This is a genomic window from Methanocalculus sp. MC3, from assembly GCF_054767395.1.
On record NZ_BAABMP010000005.1, the window covers coordinates 214,526 to 229,683 of the forward strand.

Sequence of the window (15,158 nt, forward strand, 5' to 3'; positions counted from 1 at the left end):
CTATGGCCGGTGCAAGCCCCTTAACCCTTTTGATCATCTCAGCCTGAGATCTTCGCGGCGTGATACGCGGAACGCATGGATAATCGCATAGATCCCCACAATCACCGCAGCACCGTATCCGAGCAGGGCAATAATCTCGCCATAGGGGATCGTTGACCCGGAGGCAAGGAGCAGGAGAGATGATCCGATCACAACCGACGAGACGATCAGCCCCACCATGATCCGATCAGTTGAGCGATCCATCGTCTCCTGAAGCCGCCGGATATCATGTGCAACCACATCGATCCGGATCTTCCCCTCACTCAACTTCTTCAGGGCTGAGGAGACCTGATCCGGGATCCGGAGAAGTGTCCGAAACGAACCAATCCCGGTTGAAACCTCTTTTTTGAGAGTATCATAGGAGAAATACTGCTCTTTTACAAGTATCTCAAGGTACGGACGGACCCGGTTGGTAAAACAGAACGAAGGATCAAGCGCAAGCGCAATCTCACTCACCATCCCGATCACTTTCAGGAGCCGCATCAGCTCTCCGGGAACCTGGAGCTGGTACTTTCTCAGGATCTCAGAGAGTTCGATCGCCATCTTCGAGAAATCATACTGCTGAACCTCATAATCTGCGTAGTCGAGCAGGAGAACATACAGATCATCACGGAAGAGCTCTCTGTATTCATCTGAAACTATCACGCCGAGATCGGCAAATGCAGAGATACAGGCTTCTACATCAGTATTCACAATCCCGGAGAGAAGCCTGATGAATGTCTCCCGCCGCTCCGGCCTGAGCACCATGCAGATCCCAAAATCAAGGAATGCGAGATCGCCATTCTCCATGACAAGCAGGTTGCCGGGGTGGGGATCGCCATGGAAGAAACCATCAATCATGATCTGTTTGATATATGCAGCAAAGCCGCGTTCTGCAATGACCACCGGATCATGACCCATATCCCTGATGGACTCAACATCATCGATCCGGACACCCTCGATATAATCCATCGTCAGTACCCGTCGTGAACTGGCATTCCAGTGGATACGGGGAACCCTTATGCCCTCTAATTCAGCCATATTTCTCCGGATGCGTTCGGCATTCTTTCCATCACGGGTGAAATCCAGCTCTTTTCGGATCTGGCCTGCAAATTCACGGACGAGGCCGGTCGGATTAAACAGACGATAATCCGGCGATACCACCTCAATCCGCTCAGCGAGCGAGGAGAGGATGAGGAGATCGGTCTCGATAACCTCGTCGATCTTCGGACGCTGGATCTTCACCGCAACCTGTGTTCCATCGGCCAGCACTCCCCGGTGCACCTGTGATAGCGAGGCGGCGGCAACCGGGTATTGTGCAAGGTTGAGAAAGATCTCCCTCCAGCCAGGAAGAGACTCATCAAGGAGAGGTTCAATCTCAGGAAACAAAAGGGGGGGCACCTGATCCTGGAGCTTACTGAGTTCATCAATCAGATCAGGAGGGAAGAGTTCACGCCGGGTGCTCATGATCTGGCCAAATTTTATGAATGTCGGGCCAAGCTCCTCAAATACGAGGCGGATCCGCTCATAGACCGATATTGAAGGCGAATCCTCTCCCGCCCTGAATTTAAAGCCACGTCCGGGAAGACCGGGAAAGAGTTCATCGACAACGATCCCAAACCCGTGCTTCACCAGAATATCGGCAATCTGGGCATACCGTTTCATCCCCGCAAGCATAGCAATCAGCATTGGATTGCTCTCCTGCATAAAAGGTGTTGTGGAGGGGATCAGTCAGTGGCAACCGGAGATCTGGGAAGAGCCAGGGAGAGGAGGGCAGCCAGGATCAATGGAACCGCAAGGGCAAAGAGTGCCGTGTAGAGATCTGTGATATCGGCTGCAATTCCTATAACTGCCACACCAAGCCCGCCTGCTCCGATTGAAAATCCGAGGAGGAGACCGGATGCCAGGCCGACTCTTCCGGGAAGATACTCCTGTGCCATCGTCACCGTCACCGAGAAGGTCGACCAGGTCAGGTAGCCGATGACGAGCATCAGGAGGAGCGCCACCCATCCGGTTGTGGTGAAGAAGAGAATATACGGGACGATACAGGCAAAGAGGCCGATGATCGTCACCTCCTTCTTTCCGTACCTGTCAGAGAGGAAACCCCCGGTCACCTGGCCGACAACCCCGGCAAGGAGCATCAGCGTGAGCATCGTGTTTGCAAAGACGATCGATACCCCGGATGTGACGATCAGGTATGCGGGGAAGAATGCAACAGACGACATTATCACCCATGACCGGAGAGCGGCGATGGTGACGATCAGGCTGACCGGCCCAAGAGGGATCTTCGTCTGCGTGACCGGGACGGTTCTGGCTATCTTCTCCTGTTCAGTTCCTCTTGTCAGGTAATAGAGGAACGCAGCTGTCAGAAGGCCGGGGATTGCGATCAGGGTGAGCGCAGTCATCCCTCCAAACCCGATAAGGATACCGACGATTACAGGTCCTATCGCAAAACCGAGGTTTCCGCCGGTGACAAATATCGAGGTGAGATAACCCCGGTTTCTGTCTGTTGTTTCACCATGCACCCGGAGGAGGGCGGAAGGGTGGAAGAGGGCATGGGAGATCCCGGCTGCTGCTGCAAAGATGATGAGGAGATAGTAGTCCTGAACCACACCGTAGAGACCGATACAGATTGAGCTCGTCAGGATACAGAGCCAGATCGGAGCCGACCACCCGCTCCGGTCAGAGAGCCAGCCGACGACCGGCTGGAAGAGTGATGAGGTGATCTGGAAGACACTGACGAGAAGGCCTGCAAGGAAGTATCCTATTCCCGGATAGAGGATCAACAGAGGAATTAGCGCCGGAATCACCGGACTGTAGAGATCGATGACAATATGGCCGAAGGTATACCCGGCAATGGGACGGGGGATTTTTATCATTTATATGCGCCTCAGACAGACAATTTCAACCGGGATCTCGAGGAGATCCCGGGAATGGAAGGAGAACATTCTTTTTATTGGAAACAACGCTGATACCGCGCCGACGATCTCGGCCCTGCCCCTGATATACGAAGCGAGGAATGGCATCGTTCCTGCATTAAAGATTCCATAGGTGACAGGTGCGATCCTGAGAGCAGCATCGATGAACGGCCTGTCCGCATGCTCGCTTTGTGCACCAAACGGCGGGTTCATCACCACGGTATCAAAGGATTCTCTCATAGATCTGATGTCATCTGCGATAAACCTGCAGTCTGCTGAGAGTTTCTCTGCATTCTCACGGGCAGCGGCAACGAGGCGGGCATCCCCTTCCACGCCAACCACCTCGTCCGCACCGAGGAGTGCCGCACCGATCGAGAGGATGCCGGTTCCTGATCCAAGATCACAGACAGAACACCCCTCGATATCTCCTGCAAGATACGCATCAAAGAGGAGCCGTGCCGCAAGTGGGGCAGGAGTCATGTACTGCTCCTGTGCCGGATCGGGATTTGGGATGCCGGCAACCCGTTCCAGTTTGATCTCGAGTGTTCTGAGTTTCATGACCGGATCTCATCTATTTCGTAGTCATCCCACTCCCGCCTGCCACAGAGGATCTCAAATTCCGGTGGCGAGAGGACCGGAACCGGGAAACGGACCTGATCATCGAGTCCGAGGCGGGGGCAGGCGGTATTGACATAACAGGGGAAACCGAGATTTTGGAGCTGATCAGCGGTTACTTCGCGGAGGAGGACAATCTCCGCACGTGGGTGTAGCGAGAGGAGCTCTTCTGCCAGTTTCATCCGGTTCTGCCCGCATTTCTGCGAGACGATGATCCCAAAACGGTCAGCTGAACGGGCTTTTTCGATAACTGCAAACCGTCTTCTGAGGGGGCGATCGGTCTCGACAAGACCTGCTTCTCCGGTATAGGGGTCAAGGGATATGACAGGGACTCTGCCTGCAATCCCTGATCCGATCGCATGGAAGACGCCTGTTCCAAGATAGAGGAGGCAGTCTGCTGCCGTCTCCCGTGCTGCCGTATAGGTGCAGCCGAGGACCTGCCCCGGAAGCGGAGTCCGTGGTGAGGCTGGTGCAATCACCGGGATGAACCCATGCTTTTTGAGTTCTTCTGCTAGCAGGGGAAGCGAGTTTGCATGTTGTGCGGTTGAGATGAGACCGATTTTATTCCCTGTCAGCAGGGGAAGCACGGAATCAAGGGGGGGGATCTGTTCAGGCTGGAGGATCGGCTCGACAAGCACCCGTGGATGATCCAGAAGTGGCGTATGCCCGAAATGGATCAGGATATCGGCATACTCAAGTGCATCAAGGGCGAGATCGCATGCCCCGTAACAGGGATCCCCTGAGATGATCACCGAATATCCCTCTGCCCGGAGGGCTTCGGCAAGGACGGGGAGCTCCCTCTTCAGGCCTTCAGGGGCCTGGAGGGCGATTTTCCTGACAGAAAGGGATCGTACCCGTTCAATGATATCAGTAATAGGAATCAAGGACATGTACGCCGTCTTTGTCAACGTCAATGGTGACCAGGGATTTGTATGGCCGCCCGATATCGGGGTTGCCGCGATTGATCACAAAACAGAGATCAGCCACTTCTGCACCTGTTGATTCAATTGCAGGAAGAAGTGCCCGTATCGTGCCGCCGGTGCTGATCACATCGTCGATGAATGCGATCCGGTCGCCTTCAAAGACACTGTTCAAATAGAGCGTTCCTTTCGAGTACCCGGTCGTCTGGCCGATCACCACCTCGCCGGGGAGCTTGTATTCACGTTTCCTGACGATGGTATAGGGGATATCGGTCATCAGGGAGAGGACGGTTCCAATATGGATACCCATCGCCTCGCTGACAACGAGCTTATTGACATTTTTCAGATCAAGCGCCTTGAAGAGGGCACATGCCACATCCCTGAGGAGATTTGGTTCAACGAGCGGAACACCATCGGTTATCGGGTGAATAAAATAGCTGTACTCACCCCGCTGTACGATCGGACAGGTTTCCAGAGATCTCTTGAGTACTTCAAGCATGAGATTCACCAATTGTTTCTAAAAATGATTCCACAACATCCCGTGTCACATGGGGCATCAGCACCGTGCGCATATGGCCCCATCGTGTCCGGGAGACCCGCCAGCCGGTTGGCGTGAGGGGGCAGTCAAAGGTGGCGACATTCACATCCGGTGTAACGGCACGCAGATACCCATATGCCTCCATCCCTTCGATGAGGCGGCGGGTATTCTCCATGCACCCCTTCACGAGTGCAGAGAGCCCTTCACGGCCAAGATACCGGAGTACTGCATATGCACTTGCCACAGGCGCACCGGGGCGGGTTCCCGCCAGCGTGCATTCCTTCTTCACCGTCAGGTACGGGGTATCGACATTCAGGCATCCAAACGCCTCCGGGTTCCGGAGGAGGAGTGCGCCACAGGGGATGGTGCTCATACCCATCTTATGCGGATCAACCGAGATGCTCGATACCGATGGAACCAGGAAGTCCCATGGTGCAAGACCTGAGAGGAAGGGTGCAACGAGGCCCCCGAATGCGGCATCAACATGGAAGAAGATCCCGTTCTCGGCTGCCACCGATCCGATCTCTTTGACCGGATCGATCATCCCATATTCGGTGGTCCCGACGACCGAGACGATTGCGACCGTATTGGTATCAACTGCTTCATTGACGGAGACGGGATCCATCCTGTAGTTGCTGTCAAGCGGAACCGAACGCATCTCAAGCCCGAGCATATCACATGCCTTATCAAAGGAGAAGTGTGCTGATGCAGGGATGATGACATTGGGTTTTTCAACAGGTTTCTGTTTCTTTGCAATCCTGAGTGCCTGGATATTCGACTCGGTTCCACCTGACGTGGCATATCCGCCTGCGCCGCTATGGTGGAGGAGATCGCCAAGTATCCTGATCAGTTCATCCTCAAGCCCCATTGTTCCGGGGAAGAGACCCGGATCTCCAAGGTTCGTCTCGATGAACTGCATATGTGCACGGATTGCAACCGGGTGGGGTTGTGTACACATTGATGAGAGAATCCGGCCGTACTTCAGGTCCTCTTCCCTGACAGAAGAGAGATAAGAGAAGAGTTCCTCCTCAGAAGAACCGTTCTCCTTCATTTCCACCCTTCGAGAACGCCATATCAAGAACCATCCGCTTTTCGGTCCGGGCTGCTGCCTCACGGATCGCCTGTACTGCATCGATATTCGCAGAGACGCTGCGGATTCCGTGTTCGACAAGCCAGGCAACCATCTTCGGATCAGATCCTGCCTGCCCGCAGATGGAGCATTCAACACCTGCCGCACGGCACCGGCGTATTGCGTAGTCGATCAGCCGCAGGACTGCCGGGTGCGTCGGCTCATACATCGAGGCAACATGTTCGTTGTTCCGGTCAACCGCAAGGGTGTACTGGACGAGATCATTTGTTCCAAATGAGGCGAATTTGATACCGGCCTGGATGAACTCATCGATCATGATGGCTGATGAGGGAACCTCGACCATGATACCGAGGGTAACAGATTCCACAGGAACGCCCCATCCACGGAGGAGTTCTTTTGCCTGGATAAACTCCCGCGGGTGGTTGACAAGCGGGAACATGAGGCCAAGGTTCTCGTACCCGGACTTCCAGAGCCGCTTGAATGCCTCGATCTGGAGCCTGAACTGTTCTGGCGCTCCGAGATCGCGGCGGATTCCGCGCCATCCGAGCATCGGGTTGTGCTCGATCGGCTCATCCTCTCCGCCTTCCATATTGCGGAACTCATCAGTCGGTGCATCCAGTGTCCTGACCCAGACGGGTTTTCCGGGGAATGCATCGAGGATGGTCTTGATACCATCATAGAGTTCTGCGATAAATTCCTCTTCCTTATTATTGGCGATGAACCACTGGGGAGTCCGGTTTAAGCCGAGGATCAGGTGTTCGATCCTGAGGAGCCCGACACCATCTGCGCCGGTGGCAGCTGCCCGCTGTGCCGCCTCGGGGAGCGAGACATTCACCTTGACAAGTGTTGCCGTGACGATTGGGGCTGATCCTGCCTGCACAACAGTGGGAGTATCCTCATGGGCTTTCTGAACCTCACCCTCATAGACGATGCCCTTGTCACCGTCGATGGTGACGATCTGGCCGTCTTTGAGTGTTGAAGTGGCCTTCTTTGTCCCGACAACAGCGGGCGTTCCCAGTTCGCGGGAGACGATTGCCGCATGGCAGGTCATTCCGCCTTCATCGGTGATGATCCCCTTCACCCGCCGCATGGCAGGCACCATATCGGGGTTCGTCATCTTTGCAACGAGAATATCGCCTTCCTTCACCGATCCCGAATCCTTCACGCTCTGAATGATGGCAACCCTGCCGGTTGCAATACCGGGGGATGCACCCTGCCCCTCAATGAGGATCTTCCCTGAACCTGTGGAGGCATCAGCCTTCTTCTGCGAGGATGAAGCGGGTTTGATCGTGGTGATCGGGCGTGACTGAAGAATATAGACATCATCACCAACAATGCCCCATTCAATATCCTGCGGGGTGCCATAGTGATCCTCGGAGAGTTTGCCGAGGGCGGCGAGACGTCCTATCTCCTTTTCAGAGAGGACACGGGCATTCTTCCTCTTCTCAGAGATGGGAACTTCCTTTGTGCCTTTCCTGCCGTCAGGTATGATCTCGGTCTCCTTGCTGGCGATGATCGTATCAACGACCTTCTGCTTTGACTGGTCAAAGACATAATTGTCAGGTGATACAGAGCCGGATACTACCGCCTCCCCAAGCCCCCATGACCCTTCGATGATGGTGAGAGATTCACCGGTGACCGGATGGGAGGTGAAGAGCACACCAGCCTTCTCAGAGAAGATAAGCTGCTGAATCACAACTGCAATATTGACGCTTCTGTCATCAAAGCCCTGCTTGGAACGGTAGTATACTGCCCGTGCCCCATACAGCGATGCCCAGCATTTCTGGACCGCTTCGATCACATCATCTTCACCGAGGATGTTCAGGAACGTCTCCTGCTGCCCGGCAAAGCTTGCATCTGGAAGATCTTCTGCGGTTGCACTTGACCTGACTGCAACAACAGAACCCTCACCCATACGTGCATACGCAGATTTGATGTCTGCTATCATATGATCGGGAATCGGAACTGACATGATGAGGTCCTGGGCCTTTGCCGCAGCAGACTCCAGTGCGCTGTTATCATCCACATCAAGTCCCTCAAGGATCGAATAGAGCGATTCTTCAAGCCCGGTCTCTACAAGAAAACGGCGGAAAGCCTGGGCTGTCACGACATAAGCCTTGGGTACCGGCAGGCCGATTGAGGACATCTCGCCAAGGGATGCCCCCTTGCCACCAACCGATGGCAGATCGTTCTTTCTTATCTCCTCTAGCCAGAGAATGTTCGGCGCGTCCTTCATAGCATCTCAGGTATGAATCGACCCGAAGATACATAAAAGAGGGTGAAGGTGTTCACCTGGAATCCCGGTAAGAACAACCATCATTACCTCTGGGTTATATAATCGTACTCGGGTTTCACATGAGTTATAACGTCCTTGTCAGTGATCCGCTGGCTGAAGAGGGTATAGAAATACTGAAAAATTTCTGTAACGTCGATGAAAAGATCGGGCTCTCCGAGGACGAGCTGGTCGGCATAATCGGCAACTATGACGCACTCGTCGTCAGATCAGGAACCGAGGTCACCGCACGGGTCATCGAAGCAGCAACAAAGATGAAGTATATCGGCCGGGCCGGTGCCGGGGTCGACAATATCGATACGGATGCCGCAACCCGGAAAGGTATCATCGTCGCAAATGCTCCTGAAGGAAATACCCTCGCCGCAACAGAGCACACAATGGCGATGATGCTCTCGCTTGCCCGGAGGATTCCATCTGCAAATGCCTCTCTCAAGAAAGGTGAGTGGAAGCGGTCGAAGTTCATGGGTGTCGAGATGAACGAGAAGACGCTCGGTGTCGTCGGCTTCGGCCGTATCGGGCGGGAAGTGGCACAGCGTGCCCAGTCCTTCAATATGCGGGTGGTTGCCTATGATCCCTTCATCACGCCTGAGCGCGGTGCGCAGTTTGGTGTCGAGATGATGAGTGTCGAGGATCTCTTCAAGGTCGCCGATGTGATCACCGTTCATACGCCGCTCATCAAGGAGACGAAGCACCTGGTGAATGCTGCCTCGATTGCAACGATGAAAGACGGGGTCCGGATCATCAACTGTGCACGCGGGGGCATCATCGATGAGAAAGCGCTTGCCGATGCAGTTGCTAGCGGGAAGGTTGCCGGTGCGGCACTTGATGTCTTTGAGGAGGAGCCTCCGACCGAGTCTCCGCTCCTTGGGCTTGACAATGTCGTTGTCACCCCGCATCTCGGGGCAAGCACTGTCGAGGCGCAGAAGAATGTCGCCATCTCGATTGCACACCAGTGCATCGATGTCTTAAAAGGCGGGGCCGCGAAGTATGTCGTGAATGCGCCGATGATCCCAACAGAGCTCCAGGAGACGATCGAGCCGTATGCCCGGCTTGCCGAGAAGATGGGGCGGCTTGTCTCGCAGATTGTGAGCGGCGCAATAACAAAGGTTGAGGTGACCTATGCAGGCGATCTCATCGAGATGCGGCAGAACCTCAAGTTTGTGACCCGGATGGCGATCAAAGGCATCCTTGACCCAGTTCTCCAGCGGCCGGTCAATATCGTGAATGCCGAGTTCGTTGCACGGGAGCGGGGGATTGCGGTTGCCGAGACGATGACCGAGGAGTCTCACGGATTTAAGAACCTAATCAGCATCACTGTCCGGACAAAAGACGGCGAAGAGACGATCAGCGGATCGGTCTTTGGGAAGAAGCGGGTGCGGATCGTTGAGATCGGCTCGTTCACGATGGATCTCGTTCCCGAGGGCTCAGTCGTCATCTCCCGCCATGTCGATCGCCCCGGCGTCATCGGGCCTGCCGCAACGGTCCTTGGCAAACAATCAATCAATATTGCCGGGATGCAGGTCGGCCGGGTGAGTGCCGGTGAAGAGGCGCTCATGGTGCTGAATGTGGACTCGGATGTTCCCGAGAATGTCATGGACGAGCTGAGGGCGGTCCCCGGCATCATCTCGGCAACATTTGCAACGCTCTGAGGACGGAACCGTAAACAGGGAAGAGAGCTTCAGTGGATCATACATATCACTGGAGCAAAAACCAATTCTTTTATACTGCAAAAGCCAATATCGTAAGGTCGCAAGGCATTGGGCTCGTGGTCTAGCTGGTTATGACGTCGCCTTGACATGGCGGAGGTCCTGAGTTCGAATCTCAGCGGGCCCATCTTCTTTTCGGGATTCGTCCATAATTTGAACTTTGTTTGTCGTGATTAAGATCGGTGCATACTGAACATTTGTTTTAAGCGCAGATATTGCACTATCGAAGAATCGGGATGCTTTAAAGCCTGCGTTCTTGATGAATGTATAATGATCAGGATCGATCGTTAGCGTTATCTGTTTCCTCTTTCTCTCCTCTATACCCTGCTTTTTTGGTTTTGCCTTTGATTTCATTTTTTTCTTCAGGAGTCACGTGTGATCACACTTTTTTATCCACCAAAATTTGTCAAATGATAGCAACCAAGGTTCCTCTGGAATGGTTATCTGATACATGAAATCCGACAATACATCAAGAAAGAGCTCGAAGATTATTACCAGAGGGCATAATCGCAACTAACGGTGATTGGTACCGATCGAGGACTATAAGCTCCAGTCCAAGTTTAGGCACCGAATGCGGGCGCACTCGAAGATCTTAGAAAATTTGGAGGAGAATCATCCAGTTGAAGAAGAGGCTGGGTGAGCGAGGTATTGAAGACACGGATAGATTGGATCTCAATTGGTTGCCAAATTTGAGGTGGAAGGGGAATGAAATCAAAAGGTTCATATCTGCTTTTAATAATATTAGATCTTTAAGAGATTGGAAACAAATGGAGATATCGCTTATCAATGCTATGGGAACCATTACAGAAGCTTGAATCTGTTTTTTCAGATTATTCGGAGGTAATTCTCGGACTTCTGGTTATCTTAATTTCCTTAGTTGCAACGCCACTCCACTCGACTCTAATGTATTATTTAGGGAATTCTAATTCACCTCTTGATATAACCTCATCCATTGCGGGGATAATTTTCATTATCCTATTTGGTGTCACTTTAGTAGTACAACATAAAAACAAAAAAAGTGCAAAAATACTTGAGGCAGAAAACACTGAATTTAAAAAACGCCTTGGTGATTTAACGGCTGAAGACACAAACCACCAACAAGATGCCCTTCAAATTGTTGATTTTTTAATTCGACATATTGGATCTCAACATCTAAAATTTGGAACAGAGCGAGAAAATAATGAGCGGATCAGTTTGTACGTCCATGATGGTAAGGGTTTCTTTCCAATCGCCCGTTTTTCACAAAACCCTGAGTACAATAAAAAATCGAGGAAATGGTATCCCATTGATCAAGGTATAATAAGTAAGGCGTGGCATAATGGAGAATACTTCAAGCAATACACTCAAAAACCGGGAACTGAGGAATACTATGAGTTCTTAGAACGAGATGAAAACATACCACAAGAAGTATCAAGACAATTTAAAATGAAACCATGGCTTATCTATGGATTTCGGATTGGAGATCCGGATAATCCTGTTGCAATCTTCATTGTAGAATCAACAAGCAAACAAAGGTATAGAAAGACGGATTTAAAGAATATTTTCACAGAAAGTCCTGACGTACAGATATGCATCGAAATCCTTTTAAAGTTAAGATTACCTAATCCAAACATTGGAGAAGAGTGGGAAGATAATGGACAGCCTCGTTGATGTGATGGTATACCTCATAAAAAAATATCCATATAAGGATGAGCTCTCAAATGCCCGACTGACAAAAATGGTATATCTTGCGGATTGGAAATTCGCATTAAAACATGGGAGACAGATAACAGATACAAATTGGGTCTTCAATAACTATGGACCCTTCGTCCGTGATATCTTAAATACCGCTAATCAGCATCCCGATCTTTTTACTGTAGAGGATACAACAAATTCATTTGGAGCTAAAAAGACATTGATATCATTGTTAAAAGAAGAATATACGCATAAATTGTCAGATGATGAAAAAGAAATACTAGACTACGTCATCAACACCACAAAAGATCTCAATTGGGATAAATTTATCCAATTGGTCTATTCTACATTCCCGATACTCACTTCAGAGCGTTACTCTGAACTCGACTTAATCAAATTGGCGCAAGAAAAAAAGTCCCTCGCCGGACAAGCTAAAGTACAAGCCGCTCAAGCTGCTACAAAACTTTGAGCTCACTTCAGAATCCGCACCCCTTGAAGTGAAAGAGCTGATTTAGGACTTTCTACGAGAAAAATGAGCCAAGTGGATCAAAATTAAATGAGCGAAAACACCCATATTCCCGCTCACTCATAACGAGGCTGGCGGCTCCATCGTTTTTTTCGGGATTTAATACCTATCGATTGCCAGATTCAGATCCAATTATGTGCTATCCCTTAGCATCATCTTCAATTCCTCAAGATTCTGCTGAATCTGACTCTCAAGAGCCTGAATCTTCTCAATGATGACTACCGGAGAGTCATACTCGATCTCTTCGTATTCGATCTCCTTGTAGCGGGAGATAGAGAGGTCATAGTTATTTGCCTGAATCTCTTCGACCGGCACATAGAAGCACTTCGCCTTCCGATCAGTCGGTTCTGCAGCTCTTCGGTTCCTAAACTGCTCGATGATATCAGGGATATCGCCTTTACCGTCGATGAATGTCCGCTTGTCGTCGAGCGAGTAGCCGTCTGCCTCCATATCATAGAACCAGACCTTCCCGGTCTTCCCACCCTTCACGAAGATCAGGACAGCAGTCGACACCCCCGCATACGGCTTGAAGATGCCGGAGGGCATGGAGATGACACCCTCCAGCTGATTCTCTTCAAGGAGCATCCGGCGAAGCTCCTTATGCGCCCTAGAGCTCCCAAAAAGCACACCGTCAGGTACGATGACGCCGCACTTCCCGCCTATCGTCAGAAGCTGCATCATCCGCTCGACTAAGAGCAGCTCTGTCTTCGTCGTGTTAAGGGAGAGAAGGTCATTGATGTCGCTCTTATCGATGCTCCCCTTGAAGGGAGGATTGGCGAGCACAACGGTATATCGCTCTTCCTCAGTGTATCCCTTGGAGAGTGTATCCCTGAGCTCGATATGAGGCGCTTTGATGCCATGCAGCATCAGATTCATGAGTGAGATCCGGGTCATCGTGGAGTCGAAGTCGAATCCGTAGAAGGTATCGCTCCAGAGCTTCTCCCAATGCTTCTGATCGGTGATGTTGTCTCCGATGAGGTTATGGCATTCTCCCTCGCTATCAACCTCCAGCAGGTCAGGGCTTGTGTACTTCCTGATGATATGCTCGTATGAGTTGATGAGGAAGCCAGCCGTGCCGCATGCCGGATCGCAGATGCGATCAGTGATGTCGGGATCGATCAGCTCGATGATCATCCTGATGATATGGCGCGGAGTGCGGAACTGTCCGTTCTTTCCGGCGGTGGAGAGCTGTGAGAGGAGATATTCGTAGATGTCACCCTGAGTGTCGCGGTTCTGGGCGGTGATATTCATCTCATCGATGAGGGCAACCGATTCCTGAAGGAGGGAGGGCTTGGAGATGATAAAGATGGCATCACGCATCTGACGGGTAAAGAGCGTCTTTTCACCATTATGGAGGGACTTGATAAACGGAAAGACCGTATCGCGGACATGCTCAAGCATCTGCTCAGCTGGATAGTGCTTCCAGTGCGACCACCGGGACTCCTTATGCCCCTCAAAGACTGAGGTGTACGGAACACCACGAGCCCGTGCCCGGTTCTGCTCGACGACATCCATATCTTCCAGCCGCTTCATGAAGATGAGGTACGACATCTGCTCGATGGACTGCAGCGGGTTGGACATCCCGCCACTCCAGAAGCGATCCCAGAGAAGGTCAATTTTTGATTTAAGGTCGGATGCGAGCCTCATGCCACTATCTCCCCTGTAAATGCTCGATCAATAATCACCTTAGAGAGAATCTCCATCTTATTTCGGGACATATCTCCATTATTATAAACGAGTTGAATACTTGTAGCGATATCTGCAAACATTTTTTGAATTGCAATCGGAGGGAGAGGGATCTTGATTTTGACCATTGCCGTAGGGTTTATATAAGGCTGATCAGACCCTGAAAGCCTCGCTGATAATTCACTCAAGAAATACCGAGTCCGTAATAAGTGAAACAAATACTGCCGGTTTACTCTCTCTTCATCCAGAATGTCAATCCGTCCAACCCTTTGATACAATATTGCAGTGGCATCTTCCTCATCCATCATTCCAACTTTTAATCTATTCCCTAAAATCGGACGGTTTAAGGCCATTAATATGTCATCTTTTTTTAACACCAAGTTTGGGAAATTATCGCCATACTCAAAGGGGAGGTAAGCTACCTGCTCCCAGTTAATATCACCAAAACTCACGTTATTTATTCTTAGTAGTCGAATTCCATCATCACTGTACTCTTCAAACTTAAACCCATGCCCTGATGTCACGCCAATAACGTTTCCTAGCCTTTCAAAAGGCCAATCCGTCGATTTTATTGACGGAACGCCAAACATCTCCAGAAATACGCTTTGTAAAAGGTCTTGCGTCAGCGCATCCGCCTCTGCCCGCAGGCGCTGCGTTGTCTCAGCTTTTTCAAGAATGGCGACGATTTTGCGCTGAGTTTCGAGGGGAGGTATGGAGATAGGTATCTGTGCAAAGCGAGAGGCGGGCACTTCTAAAAATGTTGTCCCACTCGCATACTTTTCAGCTAATTTTGTATTGGCTCTCAAGTAATAACACACATATTCTGGCAAAATATCATCTTTTTTTAAAACAAGGTTTTTAAAGCCCTGATTTGTTGTAAGAGGCTTGGCGGCTATTGCAACATATCCTACAGGAGCCCTTGAGGAAAAAAGAATCGCCCCTTTTGGCAAGAGAGTTGCCGAAGAATTATTTAATCCCTTCTCGGAGAGATTTCGCTTTCCTCTCTCAATATACATACTGCCATGATTAGACAGATCGGCAGGTGTTATCCAAGGGATATTACCCGCGAAATTCTCACTATCGCTCGTAGAAGGCGTGCTTCCAGAGAAAATATCTCCAATTTCTCCCAATTTTTTCCATTCCCACCCATCAGGTAATTCCTTCTTCAGCACTC

General features: G+C 51.1%; 13 protein-coding genes and 1 tRNA gene. 5 read left to right on the forward strand and 9 right to left on the reverse strand.

Going from position 1 to position 15,158, the window contains the following annotated elements:
- Positions 1 to 33: 33 nt before the first annotated feature.
- The 7 genes from ACYUBO_RS09985 to ppsA are packed head-to-tail and all read right to left on the reverse strand — an operon-like array spanning position 34 to position 8,335.
- Complete coding sequence (locus tag ACYUBO_RS09985) at positions 34 to 1,707, reverse strand: ABC1 kinase family protein (protein WP_460374025.1); 1,674 nt, start codon at positions 1,705 to 1,707, stop codon at positions 34 to 36.
- A 38-nt stretch (positions 1,708 to 1,745) separates the two neighbouring features.
- On the reverse strand, positions 1,746 to 2,897 hold the full coding sequence (locus ACYUBO_RS09990; RefSeq protein WP_460374027.1) for an MFS transporter: 1,152 nt from the start codon (positions 2,895 to 2,897) through the stop codon (positions 1,746 to 1,748).
- Positions 2,898 to 3,494 carry an METTL5 family protein gene (locus ACYUBO_RS09995; RefSeq protein ID WP_460374030.1) on the reverse strand — a complete coding sequence of 199 codons (597 nt, stop codon included), beginning with the start codon at positions 3,492 to 3,494 and terminating at the stop codon, positions 2,898 to 2,900. It lies immediately after the preceding gene.
- Positions 3,491 to 4,441, reverse strand: coding sequence for a diphthamide biosynthesis enzyme Dph2 (gene dph2 / locus ACYUBO_RS10000; protein ID WP_460374032.1), 951 nt, complete (start codon positions 4,439 to 4,441; stop codon positions 3,491 to 3,493). Before dph2 ends, ACYUBO_RS09995 begins: the two co-directional genes overlap by 4 nt.
- Positions 4,419 to 4,970, reverse strand: a complete 552-nt coding sequence (hpt, locus tag ACYUBO_RS10005; RefSeq protein WP_300330672.1) for a hypoxanthine/guanine phosphoribosyltransferase — start codon at positions 4,968 to 4,970, stop codon at positions 4,419 to 4,421. Before hpt ends, dph2 begins: the two co-directional genes overlap by 23 nt.
- Positions 4,963 to 6,060 carry a tyrosine decarboxylase MfnA gene (mfnA, locus tag ACYUBO_RS10010; RefSeq protein WP_460374035.1) on the reverse strand — a complete coding sequence of 366 codons (1,098 nt, stop codon included), beginning with the start codon at positions 6,058 to 6,060 and terminating at the stop codon, positions 4,963 to 4,965. The genes hpt and mfnA overlap by 8 nt, the downstream gene beginning before the upstream one ends.
- Positions 6,038 to 8,335 carry a phosphoenolpyruvate synthase gene (ppsA, locus tag ACYUBO_RS10015; RefSeq protein WP_460374038.1) on the reverse strand — a complete coding sequence of 766 codons (2,298 nt, stop codon included), beginning with the start codon at positions 8,333 to 8,335 and terminating at the stop codon, positions 6,038 to 6,040. Before ppsA ends, mfnA begins: the two co-directional genes overlap by 23 nt.
- Before the next feature lie 119 nt (positions 8,336 to 8,454).
- Here ppsA and serA point away from each other — a divergent pair, with 119 nt between their 5' ends.
- The 5 genes from serA (at position 8,455) to ACYUBO_RS10040 (ending at position 12,241) form a co-directional block, all read left to right on the forward strand.
- A complete protein-coding gene (gene serA / locus ACYUBO_RS10020; RefSeq protein ID WP_460374041.1) occupies positions 8,455 to 10,041 on the forward strand; it encodes a phosphoglycerate dehydrogenase in 1,587 nt (528 codons plus the stop codon).
- A 110-nt stretch (positions 10,042 to 10,151) separates the two neighbouring features.
- Positions 10,152 to 10,225: transfer RNA gene (locus ACYUBO_RS10025), tRNA-Val, on the forward strand.
- A 493-nt stretch (positions 10,226 to 10,718) separates the two neighbouring features.
- Entirely contained in the window at positions 10,719 to 10,913 is a 195-nt protein-coding gene (locus ACYUBO_RS10030) for a hypothetical protein (protein ID WP_460374044.1), read from the forward strand.
- The gene (locus tag ACYUBO_RS10035) at positions 10,885 to 11,748 is read left to right on the forward strand and encodes a hypothetical protein (protein WP_460374047.1); all 864 of its coding nucleotides are present in this window, start codon (positions 10,885 to 10,887) and stop codon (positions 11,746 to 11,748) included. The genes ACYUBO_RS10030 and ACYUBO_RS10035 overlap by 29 nt, the downstream gene beginning before the upstream one ends.
- Positions 11,711 to 12,241 (forward strand): Panacea domain-containing protein, encoded by a 531-nt coding sequence (locus ACYUBO_RS10040; protein WP_460374049.1) that lies wholly within the window; start codon positions 11,711 to 11,713, stop codon positions 12,239 to 12,241. Before ACYUBO_RS10035 ends, ACYUBO_RS10040 begins: the two co-directional genes overlap by 38 nt.
- Positions 12,242 to 12,430: 189 nt before the next feature.
- Here ACYUBO_RS10040 and ACYUBO_RS10045 read toward each other — a convergent pair whose 3' ends face one another.
- Positions 12,431 to 13,945, reverse strand: a complete 1,515-nt coding sequence (locus tag ACYUBO_RS10045) for a type I restriction-modification system subunit M (RefSeq protein ID WP_460374051.1) — start codon at positions 13,943 to 13,945, stop codon at positions 12,431 to 12,433.
- On the reverse strand, positions 13,942 to 15,156 hold the full coding sequence (locus tag ACYUBO_RS10050) for a restriction endonuclease subunit S (protein ID WP_460374053.1): 1,215 nt from the start codon (positions 15,154 to 15,156) through the stop codon (positions 13,942 to 13,944). Before ACYUBO_RS10050 ends, ACYUBO_RS10045 begins: the two co-directional genes overlap by 4 nt.
- Between the last annotated feature and the right edge of the window lie 2 nt (positions 15,157 to 15,158).

What these genes read in the sequence shown, in the direction of transcription:
- ACYUBO_RS09985 (WP_460374025.1), bottom strand. Translation starts at nt 1,707, where the DNA reads ATGCTGATTGCTATGCTTGCGGGGATGAAACGGTATGCCCAGATTGCC.
- ACYUBO_RS09990 (WP_460374027.1), bottom strand. Translation starts at nt 2,897, where the DNA reads ATGATAAAAATCCCCCGTCCCATTGCCGGGTATACCTTCGGCCATATT.
- ACYUBO_RS09995 (WP_460374030.1), bottom strand. Translation starts at nt 3,494, where the DNA reads ATGAAACTCAGAACACTCGAGATCAAACTGGAACGGGTTGCCGGCATC.
- dph2 (WP_460374032.1), bottom strand. Translation starts at nt 4,441, where the DNA reads ATGTCCTTGATTCCTATTACTGATATCATTGAACGGGTACGATCCCTT.
- hpt (WP_300330672.1), bottom strand. Translation starts at nt 4,970, where the DNA reads ATGCTTGAAGTACTCAAGAGATCTCTGGAAACCTGTCCGATCGTACAG.
- mfnA (WP_460374035.1), bottom strand. Translation starts at nt 6,060, where the DNA reads ATGAAGGAGAACGGTTCTTCTGAGGAGGAACTCTTCTCTTATCTCTCT.
- ppsA (WP_460374038.1), bottom strand. Translation starts at nt 8,335, where the DNA reads ATGAAGGACGCGCCGAACATTCTCTGGCTAGAGGAGATAAGAAAGAAC.
- serA (WP_460374041.1), top strand. Translation starts at nt 8,455, where the DNA reads ATGAGTTATAACGTCCTTGTCAGTGATCCGCTGGCTGAAGAGGGTATA.
- ACYUBO_RS10035 (WP_460374047.1), top strand. Translation starts at nt 10,885, where the DNA reads ATGCTATGGGAACCATTACAGAAGCTTGAATCTGTTTTTTCAGATTAT.
- ACYUBO_RS10045 (WP_460374051.1), bottom strand. Translation starts at nt 13,945, where the DNA reads ATGAGGCTCGCATCCGACCTTAAATCAAAAATTGACCTTCTCTGGGAT.